The organism is Marinobacter sp. B-21 (assembly GCF_056857895.1).
This window is the reverse complement of record NZ_JBSXNZ010000068.1, coordinates 53750-71204: the sequence shown is the minus strand read 5'-3', so window position 1 is coordinate 71204 and position 17455 is coordinate 53750. Positions and strand designations below refer to the sequence as shown.

Here is a 17455-nt window from a genome sequence, read left to right as displayed (position 1 = left end):
TATTAACGACTCCTCTTGAACTACATCTTGGGTGCTTCGTTGAAAACTAATATTGAGTCTGTTTTAAAGGGACGAACTTTCTCACTGGTGATGTTCACCTGTGTAGTCGGATTTGTTTTATTCAAGCGTTTCTATCGGGATTTGGGCGATATCTTTATCTTCCTGGTGGTGCTCGGAACCATTGCATCTGCATGCTACAATTTTCGACTTGTAAAGAAAGACCCTATATTCATTGCATTCATTCTATCACTAATCGTCCCTGTAATAAGCTGGATCAACAGCACGGTTCAAATACCTGAGCTTGCCAAAGACTCTCCATCCCCCTTCTTGTTTTATGACTTCTTTTTCTTCTGGTTTATCGCGTACTGGACTAATGGAAAGAACGAACGAATCGCGGCCATCCTTCTTGCCTATTGCCTGAGTGTCTTGGGAATCTACATTACTCATTCGCCTGATTTTACAGGGGAAATTGTACGCGGCCTTCGCGGTTCGCGTATTGATTTTGATGTTGTGAATGCTCAGTACACGTCACTTTTCGCGGGTTTTGGGCTGATTTCGGCCGCGTTTCTTTTTGTTATTAAGCTCAACCTCTCTCTCAGGCTTGAAGTTCTTAAAAAGCTCGGTGCAGCGACATTTCTGGTATTCTTTATACTTGTTATTCTGATAACCCAGTCAAGACAGGTGTGGCTTGCTTTGGTCGCATGCTTTTTATTTGCCCCATTGGCACACAAATTAATATCTCATTCACGAGTATCAATACGTGCCACTGTCCTAACCTATTCTGCGCTTGCATTAATTATTGCCGCAGTCTCAAGTATCGATATTGTTGAGCAGCGGATAACAACGGAAAAATCCACCATAACGAAAATTGTAAACCTTGACCTGGAGTCTGTTCCCGACTCCGGCAGCATTGGTTTGCGAATTCACCTCTGGCTGGAGGCATGGGAGTGGATCAAGAAGCGCCCCATTCTGGGAAGCGGGGAAGATGCCAGGGAGTTAGTCATAACCGAATCCGAAAAGCTGCCGAAGCTCGTTCGGGATAACTTTACTCATTTGCACAACTCGCATTTAGAAACCCTCGTTAGCTTTGGGCTCCTGGGGGCCACTATCATTTATTTCGTGATCGTCTGGCCTCCCGTTTATACCACTATGGCATCTCCTCACTCAGTTCAAAAAACCTGGAAAGCATTTTCACTCATTGTCGTTATTTTCTGGCTGACCGTGAATTTCTTCGAGTCCTACTTCTACTCAGCAGACGGCATATTCATCTTTTCGGTTTTCTATGGGGTCGTGTACAGCTTCAGGTTTCCGACACCTGTAGCGAAGGGGGATCAGCCTCGTGAAAACCCTCGGAAAAAATATTTCTGCCAAACGTAAAGCTTTCCCCACACGCCAAGGTGCTTGGCTTTAACGAAGACCATTCCTCGAGAATCTTTCCAGCTGTGCTGGAACCAATGAACGAGATAGCTTTCGTCCGGGCACTCAAAGTGTAATGGTTCTTGCTGATAAGGAAAAAAGTATTCTGCAGGCAGCAGCTTGCAGCTCTCAACTTCGAGAAGTTTTCTATCCTTTATCAGGTGTGTTGCGATTTGCGGCCCGATATATAGCGGTGACCTCCATATTTCGTCTTCATAGAACCGGATTAACTCAGCCAGGATTCTTGAGTCAGGTTCTGCATAGATTGCTGCCGTGCCTAAATAGTCCCCTGTTTCGTAACCAATGACAAACTTTGCACCCGAAAACAGTGGGAAAGGATCCTTTCGGATCGTTACGTCTGTATCGAGATAAAGCCCTCCCTCTTCCTGAAGGATTTTCAAACGAAGGTAATCCGAAACGAAGGCGTAGAGCCCTCGCTCGTAACATTCCTTGGCGAACGAGCAAGAGTCAATCCAATTCTGGACCCGATCATCCGAGTCGCTCCACAAGCAGTAATCGAACCCCATTTTCTTCCAGTCATCGAGGCAGGCGTGCGGCAAAGGTGGCATTTTATCGCCCAGCCAAATAGCATGAATCAAGTTAGGTATCATTAGCCCTCCTCGATCTGTACTTGCTGCCCAAGCAAAGATTATAGAAAAAGCGTCGCACCCTTTCACTCAACATAAACAGTTCTCTATTCAGCCGCATAGACAAAGGTCGGCGGCCGGTTTTTTGCTCATACCCAATAATGGACTCAAAACCGAAGTCATGGGATACAAAGCCTGGGCTGATCCCCAAACACACCACATCGTTCTGCCAATATCGGTCCATGTAGATGTCCACGGGTAAAAAGATAGGATCGGCGGAAACAAGGAATTTCCGGGCGGCGGCTGGCGTCAGATAATACCCCATAGTGCTCATGGGCCCCTTGGTATATCTCAGGATATTGAACGGGCCAACCTCGCCTAGTTTATATTTTTTATGGTTCCGAGTTTTATTGTCGAAAAGCCTCAGGCACTCGAAAGAGGGTGGCAAGGCAGGAAGAGCCTGAAGAAACAACCGGAAGCCCGCGGTGTCAAACACAACGTCATCTTCAAGGACCACATACTTCTTTTGATCTTTGATGCATCTGTTCCAGATATTGTAATGGCTCGCAAAGCATCCGAGCTGCCCCGGCGTCATCGGCTGCCCTTTGGCTCGCAGCCGTTTCGACTCATCGTACATGCTCAACGACGGGTCATTGTCTTTCCGTCCGTCAACACCCCAGAAGAACTCAAAGCCGATCCCTGCTTCATCCAGGGACCTTTTTATTCTGGTCTGTCTATCTGAGGATTGAGGTAAAGTTAACACCACCACTTTTACATCAGGATTCGCTAAAAAACTGGCCATTTAAAATCCGTATCCGAATCATTTTTGAGGCCGACACCGGCTTCGCCATCGCTTGGAACTTACCACAGCATCGCAGTCAGCGCTCAGTACACACAAAAACCTAAACATGCGGAGCTGAGGCTCGAAGCTCGCGACGCAATCGTCGCCTAACCTTGAACTTTCTCAGCAGATTCAGCGGCTTTTTTCGCAACCCGGCCTGTTTAACGGTCACGAAGTCGTCTACTGCATTCAGTACTCGCTCGCTGGAGCGGCCGTCCCGAAAGCTGTGAAGATCCGAGCACAGAGCCCGAGTCGCATTCATCAGATCCTTCGGATACTGCAATGCTTTTTCAAGAGCGGGTTCTACCTCTTCCACTTTGTCTACATCAATCAGATAGGGGCCTGGCATTTTCGTCCTGTAGGTGACCACTGGCCGATCCAGAAACATGAACTCGAACATGATTGAGGAGGTATCACACAGCATGACGTCCGCTGCAGGCAGAATTGGGAGCAGATCTTCATCACTCTCGACAAAACGCAGATTCTCGCCAGCCAGATTCCGGTACTGTTCGACCACACCGGCATCCATTTTGGGATGAAGGGTTACAATGAACCTCCAGCGACCACTTTGGGAAAGCTCGCCAATTTTTTCCACCAGGTCCGGCGCGGAAGTTACGGAACGGCTAAATGTTGATGCATAGAACACCACCGGCAACTCAGCTTCCGAACGCGGCCGTTTATCCCGAACCGGCTGGGATAACAACGGATCAAGCTTGGGCCACCCCGTATGGGCGACTGCAAAATGCCGGTGCTGCTCAGCCAGTTCCCGGAACTTAGCCGTATCCTTCATCGCGTGGGTACAGTATAGATCGAACCAGCCCCGGATCCGGTAATGATCACTGTCCTCTTCGCTGCTGTGGCCACGCTTGTTTCGTGCCATACCATGAAACACTTCAACCTTGATACCCGGAAAGAAATAAGGCACCCAGTCCCCGGGCACAAAGGTGGCATCAGCCTTGTAGTCCATCACCTCTTTAACGGTCGCGAGGCGACGCTCATCGGGCAGAAGGGGCGCTGTTGAGCAGCCGGCGACAAACCACGCTGCCTCATCGCCCCGCCGGCGAATTTCAGCCTGAAGCGGGCGAAGGATTGAATAGGAATAGGGTTGATTGACAAAAAAAAGATACCGGCGCATTCAGCCCCTGCCCGTCAGTGCTTTGTATAGCTCACCCGTCTCTCTGACGGTTTGTGAGGTGTGGAAATTCCGACCGATCCTTTCCCTCGCGGCTTGCCCAAGCCTCGACGCCAGTTCCCTGTCACGATATAGCCGGGCAATGGCGGCCGACAATTCTCCGGAATTGCTGGGGCCAACCACCAGGCCACTGGCCCCGTCTTCAACCAGTTCCGGCATGCCACCTACATTGGTCACGACAGGCGCCACCCCATAGGCCATGGCTTCGATAACGGCCCTGGGCAGCCCCTCGCGCTCTTTTGATGGCAGGACAAACACATTGCTGGCAGCGGCAATGGCAGGCGCATCAGTTCGGAACCCGGTAAAATGAATGCGCTCCGGATGAGAAGACCCGGCTGCCAGGGCCTGAAGTTCATCATTGTTGATCACATCCCCAACCAGCAGCAGGTGGACATCGACATCGGCCGGAAGCTCATCCATGGCATTGATCAGGACATCAAACCCCTTTCGGGGGCTGTTCCGCCCGGTACAACAAACCACGAAGGCATCGTCTGGCACGCCAAACTGCGTCAGGTCTGCCGGTGTAGCCTGGTACCACTCCAGGTCATGGCCTTTATAGATTCGCTGGAGCTTTGTGTCCGGAATGCGCATCCAGAGAAAACGCAGACTCGCCAGATAATCCCTGATCGCATCGGCAACACATACAATCCTGCTGACCCGCGGATGCAAAAAGGTAATCCAGGACTCCGGGTTAAGGAAGCTGATGTTTCCGATTACCCCACGGTAGGCCACCACCTTGATATCCGTTCCCCGGGAAGCACGAAGCCCGCAGGCCAGCGCCCTCGGGTTGTAGGCGTGAATCACCTCATAATGCTTCTTGGAAAGCTGATCACGGATGGCAGACACCCCATCCTTGTCAAACCGGCTTTTCAAGGCCATGGGCTGGGCAACCATCCCTTCGTCCAGCAGGCGTTGATAGTTCCGGCCCTTGGGGTTGCACATAACGTCGAGATCAAAGCCGGCGTTCTTCAGACCGATAAAAAGTTCAGTCTCCGGACGATCACATGCATCGGTGAGACATAGGATTGACGGTAGCAATTCGCCCTGCTGTGGACTGGTCAAGTGGCCATTCCCCTGTTGTATCCGTTCAAAAATGAATTCCAGACCTGCTCCCGGGCCTGCGCACCGGCGACCTTTACCAGTGACCGGGAAAACCGCTCAAGGTTGGCCGCTTTCCAGCGGGCCCGGGTACCATTCCTCATGAGCCGACCTTTGTCGAAATCGATAAGAAAATACTCTCCGCGCCGGACAAGCACATTGAAACAGTTGAGATCCGCATGCATGACGCCGGCATCGTGAAACCGGCGAATGGTTGTCCCGAGCGATTCCCAGGCCTGACTGTCCAGCCTCAGAATCCACTCTGCCAGAGGCACGGTATCCTCAAGCCGCTCGATCATGATGGCAGCCCGGTATTGTACCGGTGAAAGCTTTCGGTACCAGGCCGCGACAGGGCGAGGTACCGGAAGCCCCAGTGTCACCAGCTTGTTCAGCAGACGGAACTCGGCAAAAGAGCGCACGTCAGATTCACGCACATAAGCGTAGGCATGTTGCGCTACCCTGGCCATCAATCCGCCGCGGCGATACTCCCGTAGAACCAGCCTGTCATCTCCGGCCCTCACAAACCAGGCGCCGCCACGGCCTCCGCTGCTCACTGGCCGGGCGTTATCGCCCCAATAGTCGGCATTGAACCAGTCGGCAGTAACCCTGCCCCGGTAATCGGGATGAACCAGCATTGCAGAGCCTTGTTCCCGACTACAGATTTCAGACTCCACCATGCTGGGCACCCGCGGTCACCGAAACAATCCAAGAGGATGGACCGCACCCGCACGCGCCGGGACGGACACGTTCGAGTACGATAGAATGGCCGCCAGTTTACCAATGATTGCCGACAAAGCTCTACAGCCCCAGGCCACAACCTGAACCGGATCAAAACCTGATGAATTCCATCTGCATTCTTCGCCTGTCCGCCATCGGCGACGTGACCCACGTGATTCCTGTTGTTCTGAGCCTCCAGGAGCAGCTTCCCAGCGTGAAGATCACCTGGGTCATCGGCAAGATCGAAGCAAAGCTGGTCGGCGATTTGCCCGGCGTTGAATTTATTGTTTTCGACAAAAAGGCCGGCCGCAGGGGCTACTCCGATCTTCGCAAGAAGATGCAGGGTCGAAAATTTGATGCACTGCTTCACATGCAGGTGGCTTTTCGCGCCAATCTGGCGGCGGCGTGCATTCCGGCAGGCGTTAAAGTCGGTTACGACAAGGCCCGAAGCAAGGATTTGCATGGCTTTTTCATCAATCGCCGGATCAAGCCTGCGCCACGACAACACGTTCGTGATTGCCTTGCCAGTTTCCTTGAGCCGCTGGGGCTGACGGCCGCACCACCGCGCTGGCAAATTCCGATAAGCGAGGATGACCATGGCTTTGCCAGGGCTCAGTTGGCAAATGACCGAAGGAACCTTGTCATCAGCCCCTGTGCCAGCCACACGCTGCGCAACTGGCCGGCCGAGCGCTATGCAAAGCTCGCTGACCATGCCATCCGGAAGCTCGGAATGAAGGTCATTCTGGTCGGTAGCCCCGCCCCATTTGAAGCCGAGTATTGCGCCGCCATTGAAGCGGCGATGGCAGAGAAGGCGCACAACATCTGCGGCAAGGACACCCTGAAGCAACTGGTCGCCCTGATGACCCACGCTGACCTGGTGGTGGCGCCTGATACCGGGCCGGCGCATATTGCCAGCGCCGTTGGCACGGATGTACTGGGACTGTATGCGGCAAGTAACCCTTATCGCTCGGGGCCCTACAATTCGCTGGAGTGGTGCATGAACCGCTATCCGCAAGCGCTGGAGACATTCACCGGGAAAACGGTCGAGCAGGCACGCTGGGGCGCCAAGGCAGAGTATGAAGGGGCTATGGAGCTGATCACGGTGGCGGATGCGACGGATATGCTGGATCGGTGGATTGAAGCTCACCCGGTGGCCAAAGCTGAAAATGGGGTCAGATGAAAGCGTTCATCTGACCCCTTGTTTCACTTGCGGGCGGTGTAGTCCTGGTAGGACTTTTCTTCCACGAAACGAGACCCCAGGGCGAGGTTGACGTCTTTCTTGATAGCCGCGCGCTTATCATTGGTGACGTACACCGCACGCGCCAGCTCAATGAATCTCGGCCCGAAGTCCCGGGCGGCTTCCTGGTCTCGGATGTCGTCTTCGATCACCCAAAGTTCTTCGTTAACAGCCTTCAGCTGCTTGCGCAGGCCGGCGATTTCGGACGCCTTGTCCTTTACCGCGTCATCCCAGGTGGCATTCAGTTCGCCCAGTTCAAGCCGAACATTCCTGAGCTTCGCCTCATCCTTGATGCGCTCGGACTTGATTTCGAGAATGGTGATCTTGTCCAGCACTTCGCCAAACGATACCGGCACCTTGATTACATCTGCCATTTGCTCGTCCCGCCAATGAATAGGGTTTACAAAAAAACAAAACCGCCGGGCTGAAACAGTCAGCGGCGGCTTGCGAACCTTCTGAAATCAGCCTTTAACGTGAGTCAGCCAGCGGCTGTGCTCGGCCAGCTTGCCCTTCACCGCATCAAAGTACATCGACTGGAGCTTCTCGGTTACCGGACCACGCTTGCCGGCGCCAATGATCCGGCCGTCCAGCTCACGGATCGGAAGCACTTCAGCAGCGGTGCCGGTAAAGAAAGCCTCGTCGGCGATGTAAACCTCATCACGGGTAATCCGGCGCTCTTTAACCGGAATATTCAGGTCCCGGGCAAAATCGAGGATCGTCGCACGGGTGATACCCTCAAGGCAGGAGGTCAGTTCCGGTGTATGCAGCACGCCGTCGCGCAGGATGAAGATATTCTCACCGGAGCCTTCGGCAACATAACCTTCGTTGTCCAGCAGCAGGGCTTCCTCGGCACCACCGGAGATGGCTTCGTTCAGCGCCAGCATCGAATTGATGTAGTTGCCGTTGGCTTTGGCCTTGCACATGGTGATGTTGACATGGTGGCGGGTGTAGGAAGAGGTGCGCACCTTGATCCCCATTTCTCTCGCCTCCGGAGACATGTAGGAGGGCCAGCTCCAGGCCGCAACCATCACGTGCACCTTGAGGTTATCGGCGCGCAGCCCCATACCTTCGGAACCGAGAAACGCCATCGGGCGCATATAGGCTTCATCCAGATTGTTTTCACGTACTGCCGCGCACTGGGCTGCGTTCAACTCATCTTTGCTGAACGGCATCTTCATGTTCAGGATGTGAGCGGAGCGGAACAGGCGGTCGGTATGTTCTTTCAGGCGGAAAATAGCCGGACCGTTCGCGGTGTTGTAGGCCCGCACACCTTCAAAACAGCCCAGGCCGTAATGCAGGGTGTGAGTCAGGACGTGGGTTTTGGCTTCGCGCCAGGGAACCATTTCACCATCCAGCCAGATAACGCCATCGCGATCAGCCATCGACATGCTTCGTTGCTCCTAAAAAAGCAGTTTTCGGGGAACCGGCATTCTAGCAGGAAATTCTGCCGGAATTGAATTTGCCTCAAGCATCAATCATCACTTTTTTCCACATCGCACGGATGTACTCACGCTCCTCCAGAAAGGCGTCACCTTCTATCTGGCTGTTGAGGTTCTGGAGCGCCCGACGGTGAATAGTGGAACGCAAGGCTATGAAGGTTTTCCGTAATTTTTCAGCGTCTTCAACGGTCATCACGCCGGCTCTGCCCAACTCTTCCATCTGACGGATGTTATCGGACCACTGGGTCAGCTCGGGATGCTCGGCACACCAGGCCAGCATCAGGTACTGGACCATGAACTCGATATCAATGATGCCGCCAGCATCATGCTTGATATGGAATACCTCGGCCTGCCGGCTCTCCGGTGTGCCCAGGCTGGCCCGCATTTTCTCTCGCATCTCGACCACATCCGCGCGAAGCTTGTCGCGATCCCTTTGCTGGCAGAGGATGTCGTGCCGGATAGATTCAAACGCTTCCAGGGTTTCCGTGCAGCCGGCGACGCCCCGGGCGCGGGCCAGGGCCTGGTGTTCCCAGGTCCAGGCATCTTCGCGCTGATATTTTTCGAAGGCTTGCAGTGTACTGACCAGCAGGCCGGAATTGCCGGAGGGCCGCAGGCGCATATCCACTTCGTAGAGTTGGCCGGACGGCGTCTGGGTATTGAGGATATGAACAATCCGCTGCCCCAGTCGGGTATAGAAAACCGCATTGTCTATCGGCTTCTCACCGTCGGTGGCCAGCTCTGGATCGGCGTTGTGCACGAAGACCAGGTCAAGATCGGAGGTATAACCCAGCTCGATCCCGCCGAGCTTGCCGTAACCGATGATCGCGAAATCCGTCTCGCAGGCCGAGCCATCGGCTTTTCCCGGGTAGCCGTGGCGGCTGACCAGATTGGCGAAGGCCACATCCACCACGTGGTCCAGGACCACCTCGGCGATCCAGGTCAGATAATCGCTGACTTTCATCAGCGGCAGTGTACCTTTCAGCTCGGAAGCTGCGACCCGCAGAATATGGGCCTTTTTGAAGTGGCGCAGGGATTCCATCTGCTCTTCAAGATCCTCAAAGGGAATCCGCAACATCTGCTGTCGAAGGTCGTCCTGCAGCTCTGCTTTTGCCGGAGGGTTGTAAAGGCTCTCGGCGTTAAGCAACTCATCCAGCAGCAATGGCGTTTCCGCCAGCTGGCGGGCGATCCAGGGGCTTTCACTGCACAGGCCGACCAACTGCGTGCGTGCGCCCGGGTTTTCGAGCAACAACACCATATAAGCAGTACGCCGCAAAATCGCCTCTACCAGCTGCAAGACCCGGGACAGGGTCTCCGAGGGGTTATCAACCCGGGTGAGCGCTTCCAGAAGAACGGGCATGAACTGATTAAGCCGTTTCCGGCCCTGGGTCTGCAGTGTCTGAACCGTGCGGTTTTCGCGTAGCTCGGCAAGCTCGGCAGAACTTGCCTCCGGATTCTCATAGCCCCGCGACTTCAGCCACTCGATGGCGGTGTTTCCATCCATTTCCGCCAGCCAGAGCTCGAACCAGCCTTCATCCAGAGATGCCGGGCCTTCCTCTTCGTTCTCTTCAGTGGCAATGATATTTGAGAAGTGGGTGGCAACGCGCTCCCGATGCTCCCTGAGCGCTTCCTCACAGGCTTTCCAGCGTTCAAACCCCATGATCATGGCAACACGGGCCCGGGACAAATCGTCCTCCGGCAAAAGCTGGGTCTGCTTGTCCTCCACGCCCTGAAGGGCATGCTCAAGGTTACGCAGGAACACGTAGGCGTCACGGAGCTCCCGGACCACCGTCGGCGGCAGTAATTCCAGGGCTTCGAGCTCCTGCAGAATCACCAGCAACTCCCGCTGCTGGAGCTCCCGGTCACGGCCGCCACGAATCAACTGAAACGCCTGGACCACAAACTCGATCTCACGGATACCGCCGCTGCCCAGCTTGATGTTATTTTCCAGCCCTTTGCGCCGCACTTCCCGGCTGATCATGGCCTTCATACTGCGCAGGGACTCAAAGGCACTGAAATCGATGTATTTGCGGTACACGAACGGCCGCAGGCTTTCCATCAGCACCTGCCCCGCCCGCTGATCCCCGGCCACCACCCGGGCCTTGACCATGGCGTAACGCTCCCAGTCGCGCCCCTGGTCCTGATAGTAGGTTTCCAGGGCAGCAAAACTCAGAGCCAGGGCGCCGCTCTGGCCATAGGGCCGCAGGCGCATATCCACGCGGAACACGAACCCGTCTGCCGTGATCTGGTCCAGGGCCTGTATCAGCCGCTGGCCCAGGCGGACGAAAAACTGCTGATTGTCGAGGGAGCGCGGCCCTCCCTGGGTCTCGCCCTTGCCCGGAAAGGCAAAGATCAGGTCAATATCCGACGACACGTTCAGCTCACGACCGCCCAGCTTCCCCATCCCGAGAACAACCATTTTCTGGTCTGCCTCTTCGCCCGTCACCGGGTCCGCTCCCCTGGGCGTGCCATACTGTTCACAGGAATCCCGGTAGAGCCAGTCCAGTGCGCCATCAATGCAGATCTCGGCGAAGGCGCTGGTGGCTGCCATGGTCTCGGCCAGATCAGCCCAGCGCATCAGGTCCCGCCAGATCATCCGGAACTGGGATTCCCGGCGGAACCGGCGCAAGGCGGAATGCAGCGCCGGCTCACCGTCCACTTCGTTCAGATACTCCTGCCATCGCCGGTCCAGATACTCAGGGGTTGTCGGCTCCGTCAGCAGCCTCGACTTGAGCAGGGTCTGCACCTGCTCAGGGTGCCGTTCAAGGGCCTGGCGCAGGAACGGACTCCGGGACAGCGCATCGGCCACCACAGCCTCGCTGATTTCGTCATCCGAAATCAGCCATCCCGGAACTCCGCCCGGAAACACCGAGTGCCAGCACGCGGCGACATCGTCGGCCAGCGGTTCCGGAAGGCTGTGCCATGGCTCGGACATAATGCAAACCCCTGTCTCTCTGTTATATTTCGAGTACTGTATAACGAACCCACCCGCAACTGAACAGGCCGAACCGACGGATGCAGAGAAACCGCCGCCCGCTAAACCCCGAGCATCAAGCAACACACCTCCCTATGGGGGGCTTGATCCGCCATCGGATGAAGCGCCTGTTCCTGATACTCGCCGGCCTGCTGGTGCTGCAGATCCTGGTTATCTGGACTGTCGAGGACCTGACCCTGTTTGAATCGGTCTGGATCACCATGACAACGATATCCACGGTGGGCTATGGCGATTTCGCACCGAAAACCTACGCAGGCCGCATCAGCACCATACTGATCATGTTTGTTGGCGCAATCACCATGCTGACGCTAATCATAAGTGATTACATCGAGTACCGGTTCTATCGCCGGGAACGCATTCTGATGGGAAAATGGATCTACAAAATGAACGACCATATCGTGATCATTAACACCCCCAAGCACGGCGGCGAACAGTACTTCATACGGTTTGCCTCCCAGATTCGCGGGATACCAGACTATGAAACCATTCCAATCATGATCCTGACGCGGCAGTTTCCCAGGGGCCTGCCAACCGAATTATCCGACATCGGGGTAGTGCACTATCACGGTGCCGGTTTTGAAGCGGAGTCTCTGAAAGCGGTTCACGCAGGCAGCGCGAGACACATTATCGTGCTGGCCGCCGATGAAGCCGATCCCTATTCGGACAGCCTGACGTTCGACATCGCCCATCGATTGGCAGAGCTGAATCTCGGAAATCACACCATCGTTGAATGTGTAAACGACGACAACCGGGCGCGCTTCAAGGCACTGGGAATACGAACAACCATCCGCCCGGTGCGGACCTACCCTGAGATCATGGTGCGTTCAGTGGTAGCGCCGGGTTCGGAAAAGGTTCTGGAAGACCTGTTCAACTACGAACACGACCACCCCCACCGATACGACCTGAAACTGGACGACCTGAACTGGGCCGATATCGTCAGTGCCCTGGTACGCCATGGCATCGGCACCGCCCTGGCCTTTATTGATGCGGACAACGAAGTGGTCTGCCACCCGTCAACCGACCAGGTGGTTGAGGGTAAGGGGTTGATCGTACTGGTCAACTCCAGTGAAACGCCCGATGTGCAGCTGGTGGAGGAGGCCCTTGCGCGCTACCGCGAATTCATTAATAAGTGGCACGATCTGCAGGAACAGGCTGCGAAGGAAGAAAATTCAGCAAACCAGTGTCCTTGACAAATATTTGACGGATTTTTGTCAAGGATACTAGCCTGCGGCAATCGCCAACTGAAGCTGCCCCAGCTCCTTGCCTGAAACCAGATCACTGACCGCCGGGCCGTCGGCCAGGGCAGTCACCACCTTTTCGTACAGTTCCCCGACGCCGCGCTCACCGGCCAGCCGGCCAATCGCATCCAGACGTTCCCTGCCAAAGCAAAGGGGCTGACCGGTCAGCCATGAACCACTCAGAAGGAACAGAAAATCATTCACTGCCAGATCAGATTTCCCCCCCGGCTCCGGAGCCGGATGATAAAGCCCCGCAAGATGGTACCCCTGCTCTGCCTTGCTGACCAGGTTCAGGAACACCGGCACTTCGTCCGCCAGCCTACGCGCCCATGGGAGCAGTGCCGACGAATCCCCCGACTTGAGCTCAAATTCAATCTCATTAAGCGGAAGCGACTGGCCTCCGGCCACAATCGCACCGGAATCGATGGCCACCTCGATCACACTGTCCTCTTGGTCAATCACAAGCACGCGACGCTCAAAGTTGGTCTCGAACACCGGCTGCAGTTCGGCAAGATTCACGCCCTGGCCCACCGGCGTATCCGCAATCAGGCCCAGTTTGAGTTCTGGGCCAACGAGCGGCCACTCCCATTCCTGGCGCCGGTGGGCACCATCCACGAACTCGCCCCGGGCTTTCAGGGTCTGGATGAACTGGTCACCGGCCTGACGAATCCGCAGGGCCACCTTCCGGCGATTGAGGTCTCCGGCAGGCGTGTCGAAGTAACGGTTGACCAGCGTCTTCCCGGTGCCTGCCCTGACACCTTTCTGGGCCGAGAGCCATTCTCCGGCCTGGTTCAGGGCGTCCGGGGTGAGAGTTAACTTGATTTCCAGTTCTTCCGCCATGGATTTTCCACCGGTATTGAGGGGGGGGGAGTATTGCCCGGCCCTTAAAAGTGATTTTTTGTTCAAGCTTGATTAAAGAAGCTGACCTACCATAGGGCACTGCTGACCAAACCAATCCACTGATCGGATAAGAAGACATGGTATACGTCCCCACCTGCCCTCACCAGCGACAAAACCCATTACCAGGGAGGCCCTGATCCCATGAGTCACGAACATGTTCATCTGGATCCCGAATCCAAGGACAAGCGAGTTGCTATCGCAATCTGGGCAAACGGCATCCTGACTCTGGCACAGATCGGGGGCGGTATCTTTGCCGGCAGCCTGGCGCTGATCGCCGACGCTTTGCACAACTTTTCGGATATGGCATCGCTTGTCATCGCCTTTGCAGCCCGGAAAATTGCCCGCCGTCCGGCCGACTCACAAATGACCTTTGGCTACGGACGGGTTGAGATTGTCGCAGCCCTCATCAACTACACCTCACTGATCATTATCGGGCTCTATCTGGTTTACGAGGGCGGCATGAGGATCATCGATCCTCCGGAAATCAAGGGGTGGTGGGTTGTCTGGCTTGGCGGTATCGCCCTGGTGGTCGATACCTTGACGGCATTGCTGACCTACTCGATGCAGAAAGACAGCGTCAACATCCGCGCCCTCTTTCTTCACAACCTTTCCGATGCACTGGCGTCGGTCGCCGTAGTCGTTGGCGGGGCCCTCATTCTGCTTTACGACATGCGGTGGGTGGATCCTGCCATCACCATTGGTATTGCCGGATACATTCTCTACCTTGGCCTGACGGAAATCGGCGGGACCATCAAAACGCTCATGCTGGCCAGCCCGGCGGATATCGACACGGACGCAGTCATTCAGGCCCTGTCGGACATTGACGGCGTTATCGGTCTGCATCATGTGCATTTCTGGCAGATGGGAGAGCACGAGGCGTCGCTGGATGCTCACGTGGTTATTGAGGAAAACGCGTGGGGTCAGCTTGAGAACACCAAGTACAGGATAAAACAGGCGCTGGAGCAGGATTTCAACATACATCATTCGACGTTGGAGTTCGAACATCCCGATCACCTTCACAAGAATGCCCGGACCTATGGCCATGGATGAGTAAAAAGGTTCCGGGCGACCCGGACAAGCCCCCGTTTGCGGACTCAGGGGCTTGTCCGCGGCAATCAAACCACGGATTCAGGTAACAGCTAAAACCGGCTTCCTGTTCAAGCTCGTTTAAGAAGGGGGAGCTACCCTAGCTTGCCGCTAACCGAACCAATCCACGAACGGGATAAGCAGATATGGGAAATATACCGAGACGGCTTTGTCGATTACTGGTCGTGTCTGTTGTGGGCGCCGCTCCGGCCTGGACCCTCGCAGGCGCAAGCGTATCTCTGAGCGATTACCAGGAGATGAGGGCGGAGCAGGCCCTTTCGTTGGACGAAGCGCTGACCACGGCCTTTGACAACAACCCGGCTTTAGCACTGCAAAAATCGCGGGTTGCCGGGCAGCGTGGGCAGGTTGTGCACTCCGGCCGGCTGACACCAAGCAATCCGGTGATTGAGGTCCAGGGAGAAAAATACCCCTCGCGAATTCCGGATAATGTCAACTACCAAATCCGGCTTAGCCAGGAAATCTGGATGGGTAACAGGAGGGACCTGGGAAGAGATCGGGCGACAAGCGAGCTGACTGCCACCGAGCAGGATCTTGAGTTTTTACGAATCGCGACGGCGGCCCGCGTACGCTCCGCATTTTTCAACGTGGTTTTGGCCAGGGAAGAGCTGGCGACCGCAAAACGGGCGGTCGACCTCATGGAGCAGACCAGTGAATTGATTGAGGCTTCGTACCGCCGGGGCAAAATGACAAAAATGGACGTCAATACCGCTGTGATCGGACTGGCAAGGGCAAAAAGTCAGAAAGCAGCCGCGGGCCGGATGCTTGAGGACCGGCGACTGGAACTGGCGGAAGTGCTTGGGGTGGATCCCCGGCTCCCACTTGATGTCAGGGGCGACTTCAGTCCGACATTGACCGATCTCCCGGAGGAGGATCGGTTGATAGAGGTGGCCCTGCAACAGCGAGCGGACCTTCAGGCAGCCGCGAAACGAATTGCCGCCAACGAGTCAGCACTGGACATCGCCGAAAGCCTGACAATACCCAACCTGGAGGTGTTTGGCTTTTATCAGCGCGATCTGGGAGACAACGTGGTGGGTGGCGGAGTATCGATTCCGCTGGCCATCACGCACCGTTACAGGGGGGAGCGCATGGATGCCGCCGCCGGACTGCAAACCGCCGAGATTGAAGCGGAAAGCCTGAAGTTATCGATAAAGCGCAGCGTGTTGTCGGCAATCGCTCAGTACAAGGCGGCAAGAACTCAGCTTGAGCAGATGAGCGAATCGATCCTGAGGCGCTCCGAAGAGACCTTGCAACTGATGCAGCAAGCGCTTGCCGCCGGCAAGGTCGGCGCGGCAAGCCTGTTGTCTGCCCAGGATAACCTCCTCGCGGTACGCAACGAATACATCCAGGTTCAAAAAGATTACATCCGGGCAACGCAAGCTCTGGAGATCGGCACTGGCGGGGCGGTTTCCATGGGCGTATCACCTTAGCGGGCCCTTGTCGTTTACCCATCTCAAGTTCCAACTTTTCCCAAGGGATAATCTTATGCTGCAGAAAAAAATCGTTACCTGTCTGACGGCCGTCCTGCTGGCTCTGGGTTTGCCGGCGACAGGATATGCACAAGAAAGCAATCATCAGGATGCAAAAAGCGAGCAACACGAGCCCGCTGGCGCAGACGAACATGCGGGTGAGGAAGCCCAGGACAAAAGGCGCGTCCACCTGACCTCTGAACAGGCTGCGCTGCTTGATATTGAAACCATGCCGGCGCCCTCCGGCCGCGCCGAGTCTCTGGTTTCAGCTCCGGTTGAAGTTCAGTTTGTTCCCAGCCAGGTCGCAACCGTTGGTCCGCTACTGGAGTCCAAAGTGGCCGAAATCAAAGTCGATCTCGGCGATAAGGTCCGTAGCGGGGATGTGCTGGCGATCCTATCAAGTGTCGAACTCGCGGATATTCGTTCCAGGCTCAAGTCGCTGGAAGCCCGCAAAGTGACAGCCGAAGCCGAATTCAAACGGGAAAAAGAACTTGAGGAACGGGGAATCTCCAGTGAAGAGGACTACCTCTCGGCAAGAGCGTCGTACCTGACTACCGTTGCGGAACTTGAAGCAACCCGGGAAAAGCTGAAGATCTTCGGAGACAGTGCCGCGGGCAATGGCGGGCTTGCCGGCTACGCTCTCAGGTCTCCGATATCCGGCGTCGTTGAAAAGCTGGATGTCAGTATCGGCCAGACACTGACACCAACCGATACACCCTTCATGGTAGTGAATACCTCCTCTGTCTGGGCGATGATCAAAGTCAGCGAGACCGACATTGGCCAGGTGAGCCCCGGAGACGAAGTACGGGTTACGATCAGTGGCAGGTCGGAATCCCATCACCCCGGAAAGGTGACGTGGATTTCAAGCGTTCTGGATCGCGAGTCTCGCACCATAGCTGTCCGCGCCGAAATCAAAACCCCGGACTCCAGGCTACGGCCCTACAGCTTTGCAACGGCCGAAATCATGACACAGCCGGAAAGCACGGTCCCGCTGGTTCCCCGGGATGCCGTGCAGACCATTGATCAGCAGGACGTTGTTTTTGTGCCGGGAAAAGAGCGGGGAGAGTATGAAGCCGTCCCGGTCACGCTTGGCGATGAAGCCAATGGCTGGATAGAAATCCGCTCGGGAATTGAACCGGAAACACCGGTTGTATCCTCGGGTGCTTTCGATCTTATGTCCGCCATAACGTCCAGCGGTCGCAGCGCAAGCCATGGCCACTAAGCC

General features: G+C 55.7%; 15 protein-coding genes. 6 read left to right on the top strand and 9 right to left on the bottom strand.

From position 1 onward, the window contains the following. The first annotated feature begins 15 nt into the window (after positions 1-15). Positions 16-1377: an O-antigen ligase family protein gene (locus AC13C0_RS08735; protein ID WP_482954279.1), complete on the top strand. Its 1362-nt coding sequence runs from the start codon at positions 16-18 to the stop codon at positions 1375-1377. Here AC13C0_RS08735 and AC13C0_RS08730 read toward each other — a convergent pair. The 5 genes from AC13C0_RS08730 to AC13C0_RS08710 form a co-directional block, all read right to left on the bottom strand. Then, on the bottom strand, positions 1332-2027 hold the full coding sequence (locus AC13C0_RS08730) for a glycosyltransferase family 32 protein (RefSeq protein ID WP_482954278.1): 696 nt from the start codon (positions 2025-2027) through the stop codon (positions 1332-1334). The genes AC13C0_RS08735 and AC13C0_RS08730 overlap by 46 nt on opposite strands. Continuing rightward, a complete protein-coding gene (locus tag AC13C0_RS08725; protein WP_482954277.1) occupies positions 2017-2805 on the bottom strand; it encodes a glycosyltransferase family 25 protein in 789 nt (262 codons plus the stop codon). The genes AC13C0_RS08730 and AC13C0_RS08725 overlap by 11 nt, the downstream gene beginning before the upstream one ends. Positions 2806-2905: 100 nt before the next feature. Continuing rightward, positions 2906-3979 carry a CDP-glycerol glycerophosphotransferase family protein gene (locus AC13C0_RS08720; RefSeq protein WP_482954276.1) on the bottom strand — a complete coding sequence of 358 codons (1074 nt, stop codon included), beginning with the start codon at positions 3977-3979 and terminating at the stop codon, positions 2906-2908. Beyond that, positions 3980-5098 (bottom strand): glycosyltransferase family 4 protein, encoded by a 1119-nt coding sequence (locus AC13C0_RS08715; protein WP_482954275.1) that lies wholly within the window; start codon positions 5096-5098, stop codon positions 3980-3982. It abuts the gene before it with no gap. Beyond that, positions 5095-5811, bottom strand: a complete 717-nt coding sequence (locus AC13C0_RS08710; RefSeq protein ID WP_482954274.1) for a 3-deoxy-D-manno-octulosonic acid kinase — start codon at positions 5809-5811, stop codon at positions 5095-5097. The genes AC13C0_RS08715 and AC13C0_RS08710 overlap by 4 nt, the downstream gene beginning before the upstream one ends. Before the next feature lie 161 nt (positions 5812-5972). Here AC13C0_RS08710 and AC13C0_RS08705 point away from each other — a divergent pair, with 161 nt between their 5' ends. Next, positions 5973-7031 carry a glycosyltransferase family 9 protein gene (locus AC13C0_RS08705; protein WP_482954273.1) on the top strand — a complete coding sequence of 353 codons (1059 nt, stop codon included), beginning with the start codon at positions 5973-5975 and terminating at the stop codon, positions 7029-7031. 23 nt (positions 7032-7054) lie between these two features. On the opposite strand, the gene AC13C0_RS08700 is transcribed toward AC13C0_RS08705, so the two are convergent. The 3 genes from AC13C0_RS08700 to glnE form a co-directional block, all read right to left on the bottom strand. Next, entirely contained in the window at positions 7055-7462 is a 408-nt protein-coding gene (locus AC13C0_RS08700; RefSeq protein ID WP_482954272.1) for a DUF6165 family protein, read from the bottom strand. Positions 7463-7549: 87 nt separating this feature from the next. After that, entirely contained in the window at positions 7550-8476 is a 927-nt protein-coding gene (locus AC13C0_RS08695; RefSeq protein WP_117619509.1) for a branched-chain amino acid transaminase, read from the bottom strand. Between the two features lie 76 nt (positions 8477-8552). Continuing rightward, complete coding sequence (gene glnE / locus AC13C0_RS08690) at positions 8553-11459, bottom strand: bifunctional [glutamate--ammonia ligase]-adenylyl-L-tyrosine phosphorylase/[glutamate--ammonia-ligase] adenylyltransferase (RefSeq protein WP_482954271.1); 2907 nt, start codon at positions 11457-11459, stop codon at positions 8553-8555. 80 nt (positions 11460-11539) lie between these two features. On the opposite strand from glnE, the gene AC13C0_RS08685 reads away from it, so the two are divergent. Further along, a complete protein-coding gene (locus AC13C0_RS08685; RefSeq protein ID WP_482954270.1) occupies positions 11540-12709 on the top strand; it encodes a potassium channel family protein in 1170 nt (389 codons plus the stop codon). A gap of 30 nt (positions 12710-12739) precedes the next feature. Here AC13C0_RS08685 and AC13C0_RS08680 read toward each other — a convergent pair whose 3' ends face one another. Continuing rightward, the gene (locus AC13C0_RS08680; protein ID WP_341581334.1) at positions 12740-13597 is read right to left on the bottom strand and encodes a CYTH domain-containing protein; all 858 of its coding nucleotides are present in this window, start codon (positions 13595-13597) and stop codon (positions 12740-12742) included. A gap of 201 nt (positions 13598-13798) precedes the next feature. On the opposite strand from AC13C0_RS08680, the gene AC13C0_RS08675 reads away from it, so the two are divergent. The 3 genes from AC13C0_RS08675 (at position 13799) to AC13C0_RS08665 (ending at position 17452) form a co-directional block, all read left to right on the top strand. Further along, on the top strand, positions 13799-14707 hold the full coding sequence (locus AC13C0_RS08675; protein ID WP_482954269.1) for a cation diffusion facilitator family transporter: 909 nt from the start codon (positions 13799-13801) through the stop codon (positions 14705-14707). A 182-nt stretch (positions 14708-14889) separates the two neighbouring features. Next, positions 14890-16191: a TolC family protein gene (locus tag AC13C0_RS08670; protein WP_341581332.1), complete on the top strand. Its 1302-nt coding sequence runs from the start codon at positions 14890-14892 to the stop codon at positions 16189-16191. Between the two features lie 55 nt (positions 16192-16246). Further along, positions 16247-17452 carry an efflux RND transporter periplasmic adaptor subunit gene (locus AC13C0_RS08665; RefSeq protein ID WP_341581331.1) on the top strand — a complete coding sequence of 402 codons (1206 nt, stop codon included), beginning with the start codon at positions 16247-16249 and terminating at the stop codon, positions 17450-17452. The last annotated feature ends 3 nt before the right edge of the window (positions 17453-17455 follow it).

What these genes read in the sequence shown, in the direction of transcription:
- AC13C0_RS08730 (WP_482954278.1), bottom strand. Translation starts at nt 2,027, where the DNA reads ATGATACCTAACTTGATTCATGCTATTTGGCTGGGCGATAAAATGCCA.
- AC13C0_RS08670 (WP_341581332.1), top strand. Translation starts at nt 14,890, where the DNA reads ATGGGAAATATACCGAGACGGCTTTGTCGATTACTGGTCGTGTCTGTT.
- AC13C0_RS08720 (WP_482954276.1), bottom strand. Translation starts at nt 3,979, where the DNA reads ATGCGCCGGTATCTTTTTTTTGTCAATCAACCCTATTCCTATTCAATC.
- AC13C0_RS08710 (WP_482954274.1), bottom strand. Translation starts at nt 5,811, where the DNA reads ATGGTGGAGTCTGAAATCTGTAGTCGGGAACAAGGCTCTGCAATGCTG.
- AC13C0_RS08675 (WP_482954269.1), top strand. Translation starts at nt 13,799, where the DNA reads ATGAGTCACGAACATGTTCATCTGGATCCCGAATCCAAGGACAAGCGA.
- AC13C0_RS08725 (WP_482954277.1), bottom strand. Translation starts at nt 2,805, where the DNA reads ATGGCCAGTTTTTTAGCGAATCCTGATGTAAAAGTGGTGGTGTTAACT.
- AC13C0_RS08680 (WP_341581334.1), bottom strand. Translation starts at nt 13,597, where the DNA reads ATGGCGGAAGAACTGGAAATCAAGTTAACTCTCACCCCGGACGCCCTG.
- AC13C0_RS08665 (WP_341581331.1), top strand. Translation starts at nt 16,247, where the DNA reads ATGCTGCAGAAAAAAATCGTTACCTGTCTGACGGCCGTCCTGCTGGCT.
- AC13C0_RS08705 (WP_482954273.1), top strand. Translation starts at nt 5,973, where the DNA reads ATGAATTCCATCTGCATTCTTCGCCTGTCCGCCATCGGCGACGTGACC.
- AC13C0_RS08685 (WP_482954270.1), top strand. Translation starts at nt 11,540, where the DNA reads ATGCAGAGAAACCGCCGCCCGCTAAACCCCGAGCATCAAGCAACACAC.
- AC13C0_RS08700 (WP_482954272.1), bottom strand. Translation starts at nt 7,462, where the DNA reads ATGGCAGATGTAATCAAGGTGCCGGTATCGTTTGGCGAAGTGCTGGAC.
- glnE (WP_482954271.1), bottom strand. Translation starts at nt 11,459, where the DNA reads ATGTCCGAGCCATGGCACAGCCTTCCGGAACCGCTGGCCGACGATGTC.
- AC13C0_RS08695 (WP_117619509.1), bottom strand. Translation starts at nt 8,476, where the DNA reads ATGTCGATGGCTGATCGCGATGGCGTTATCTGGCTGGATGGTGAAATG.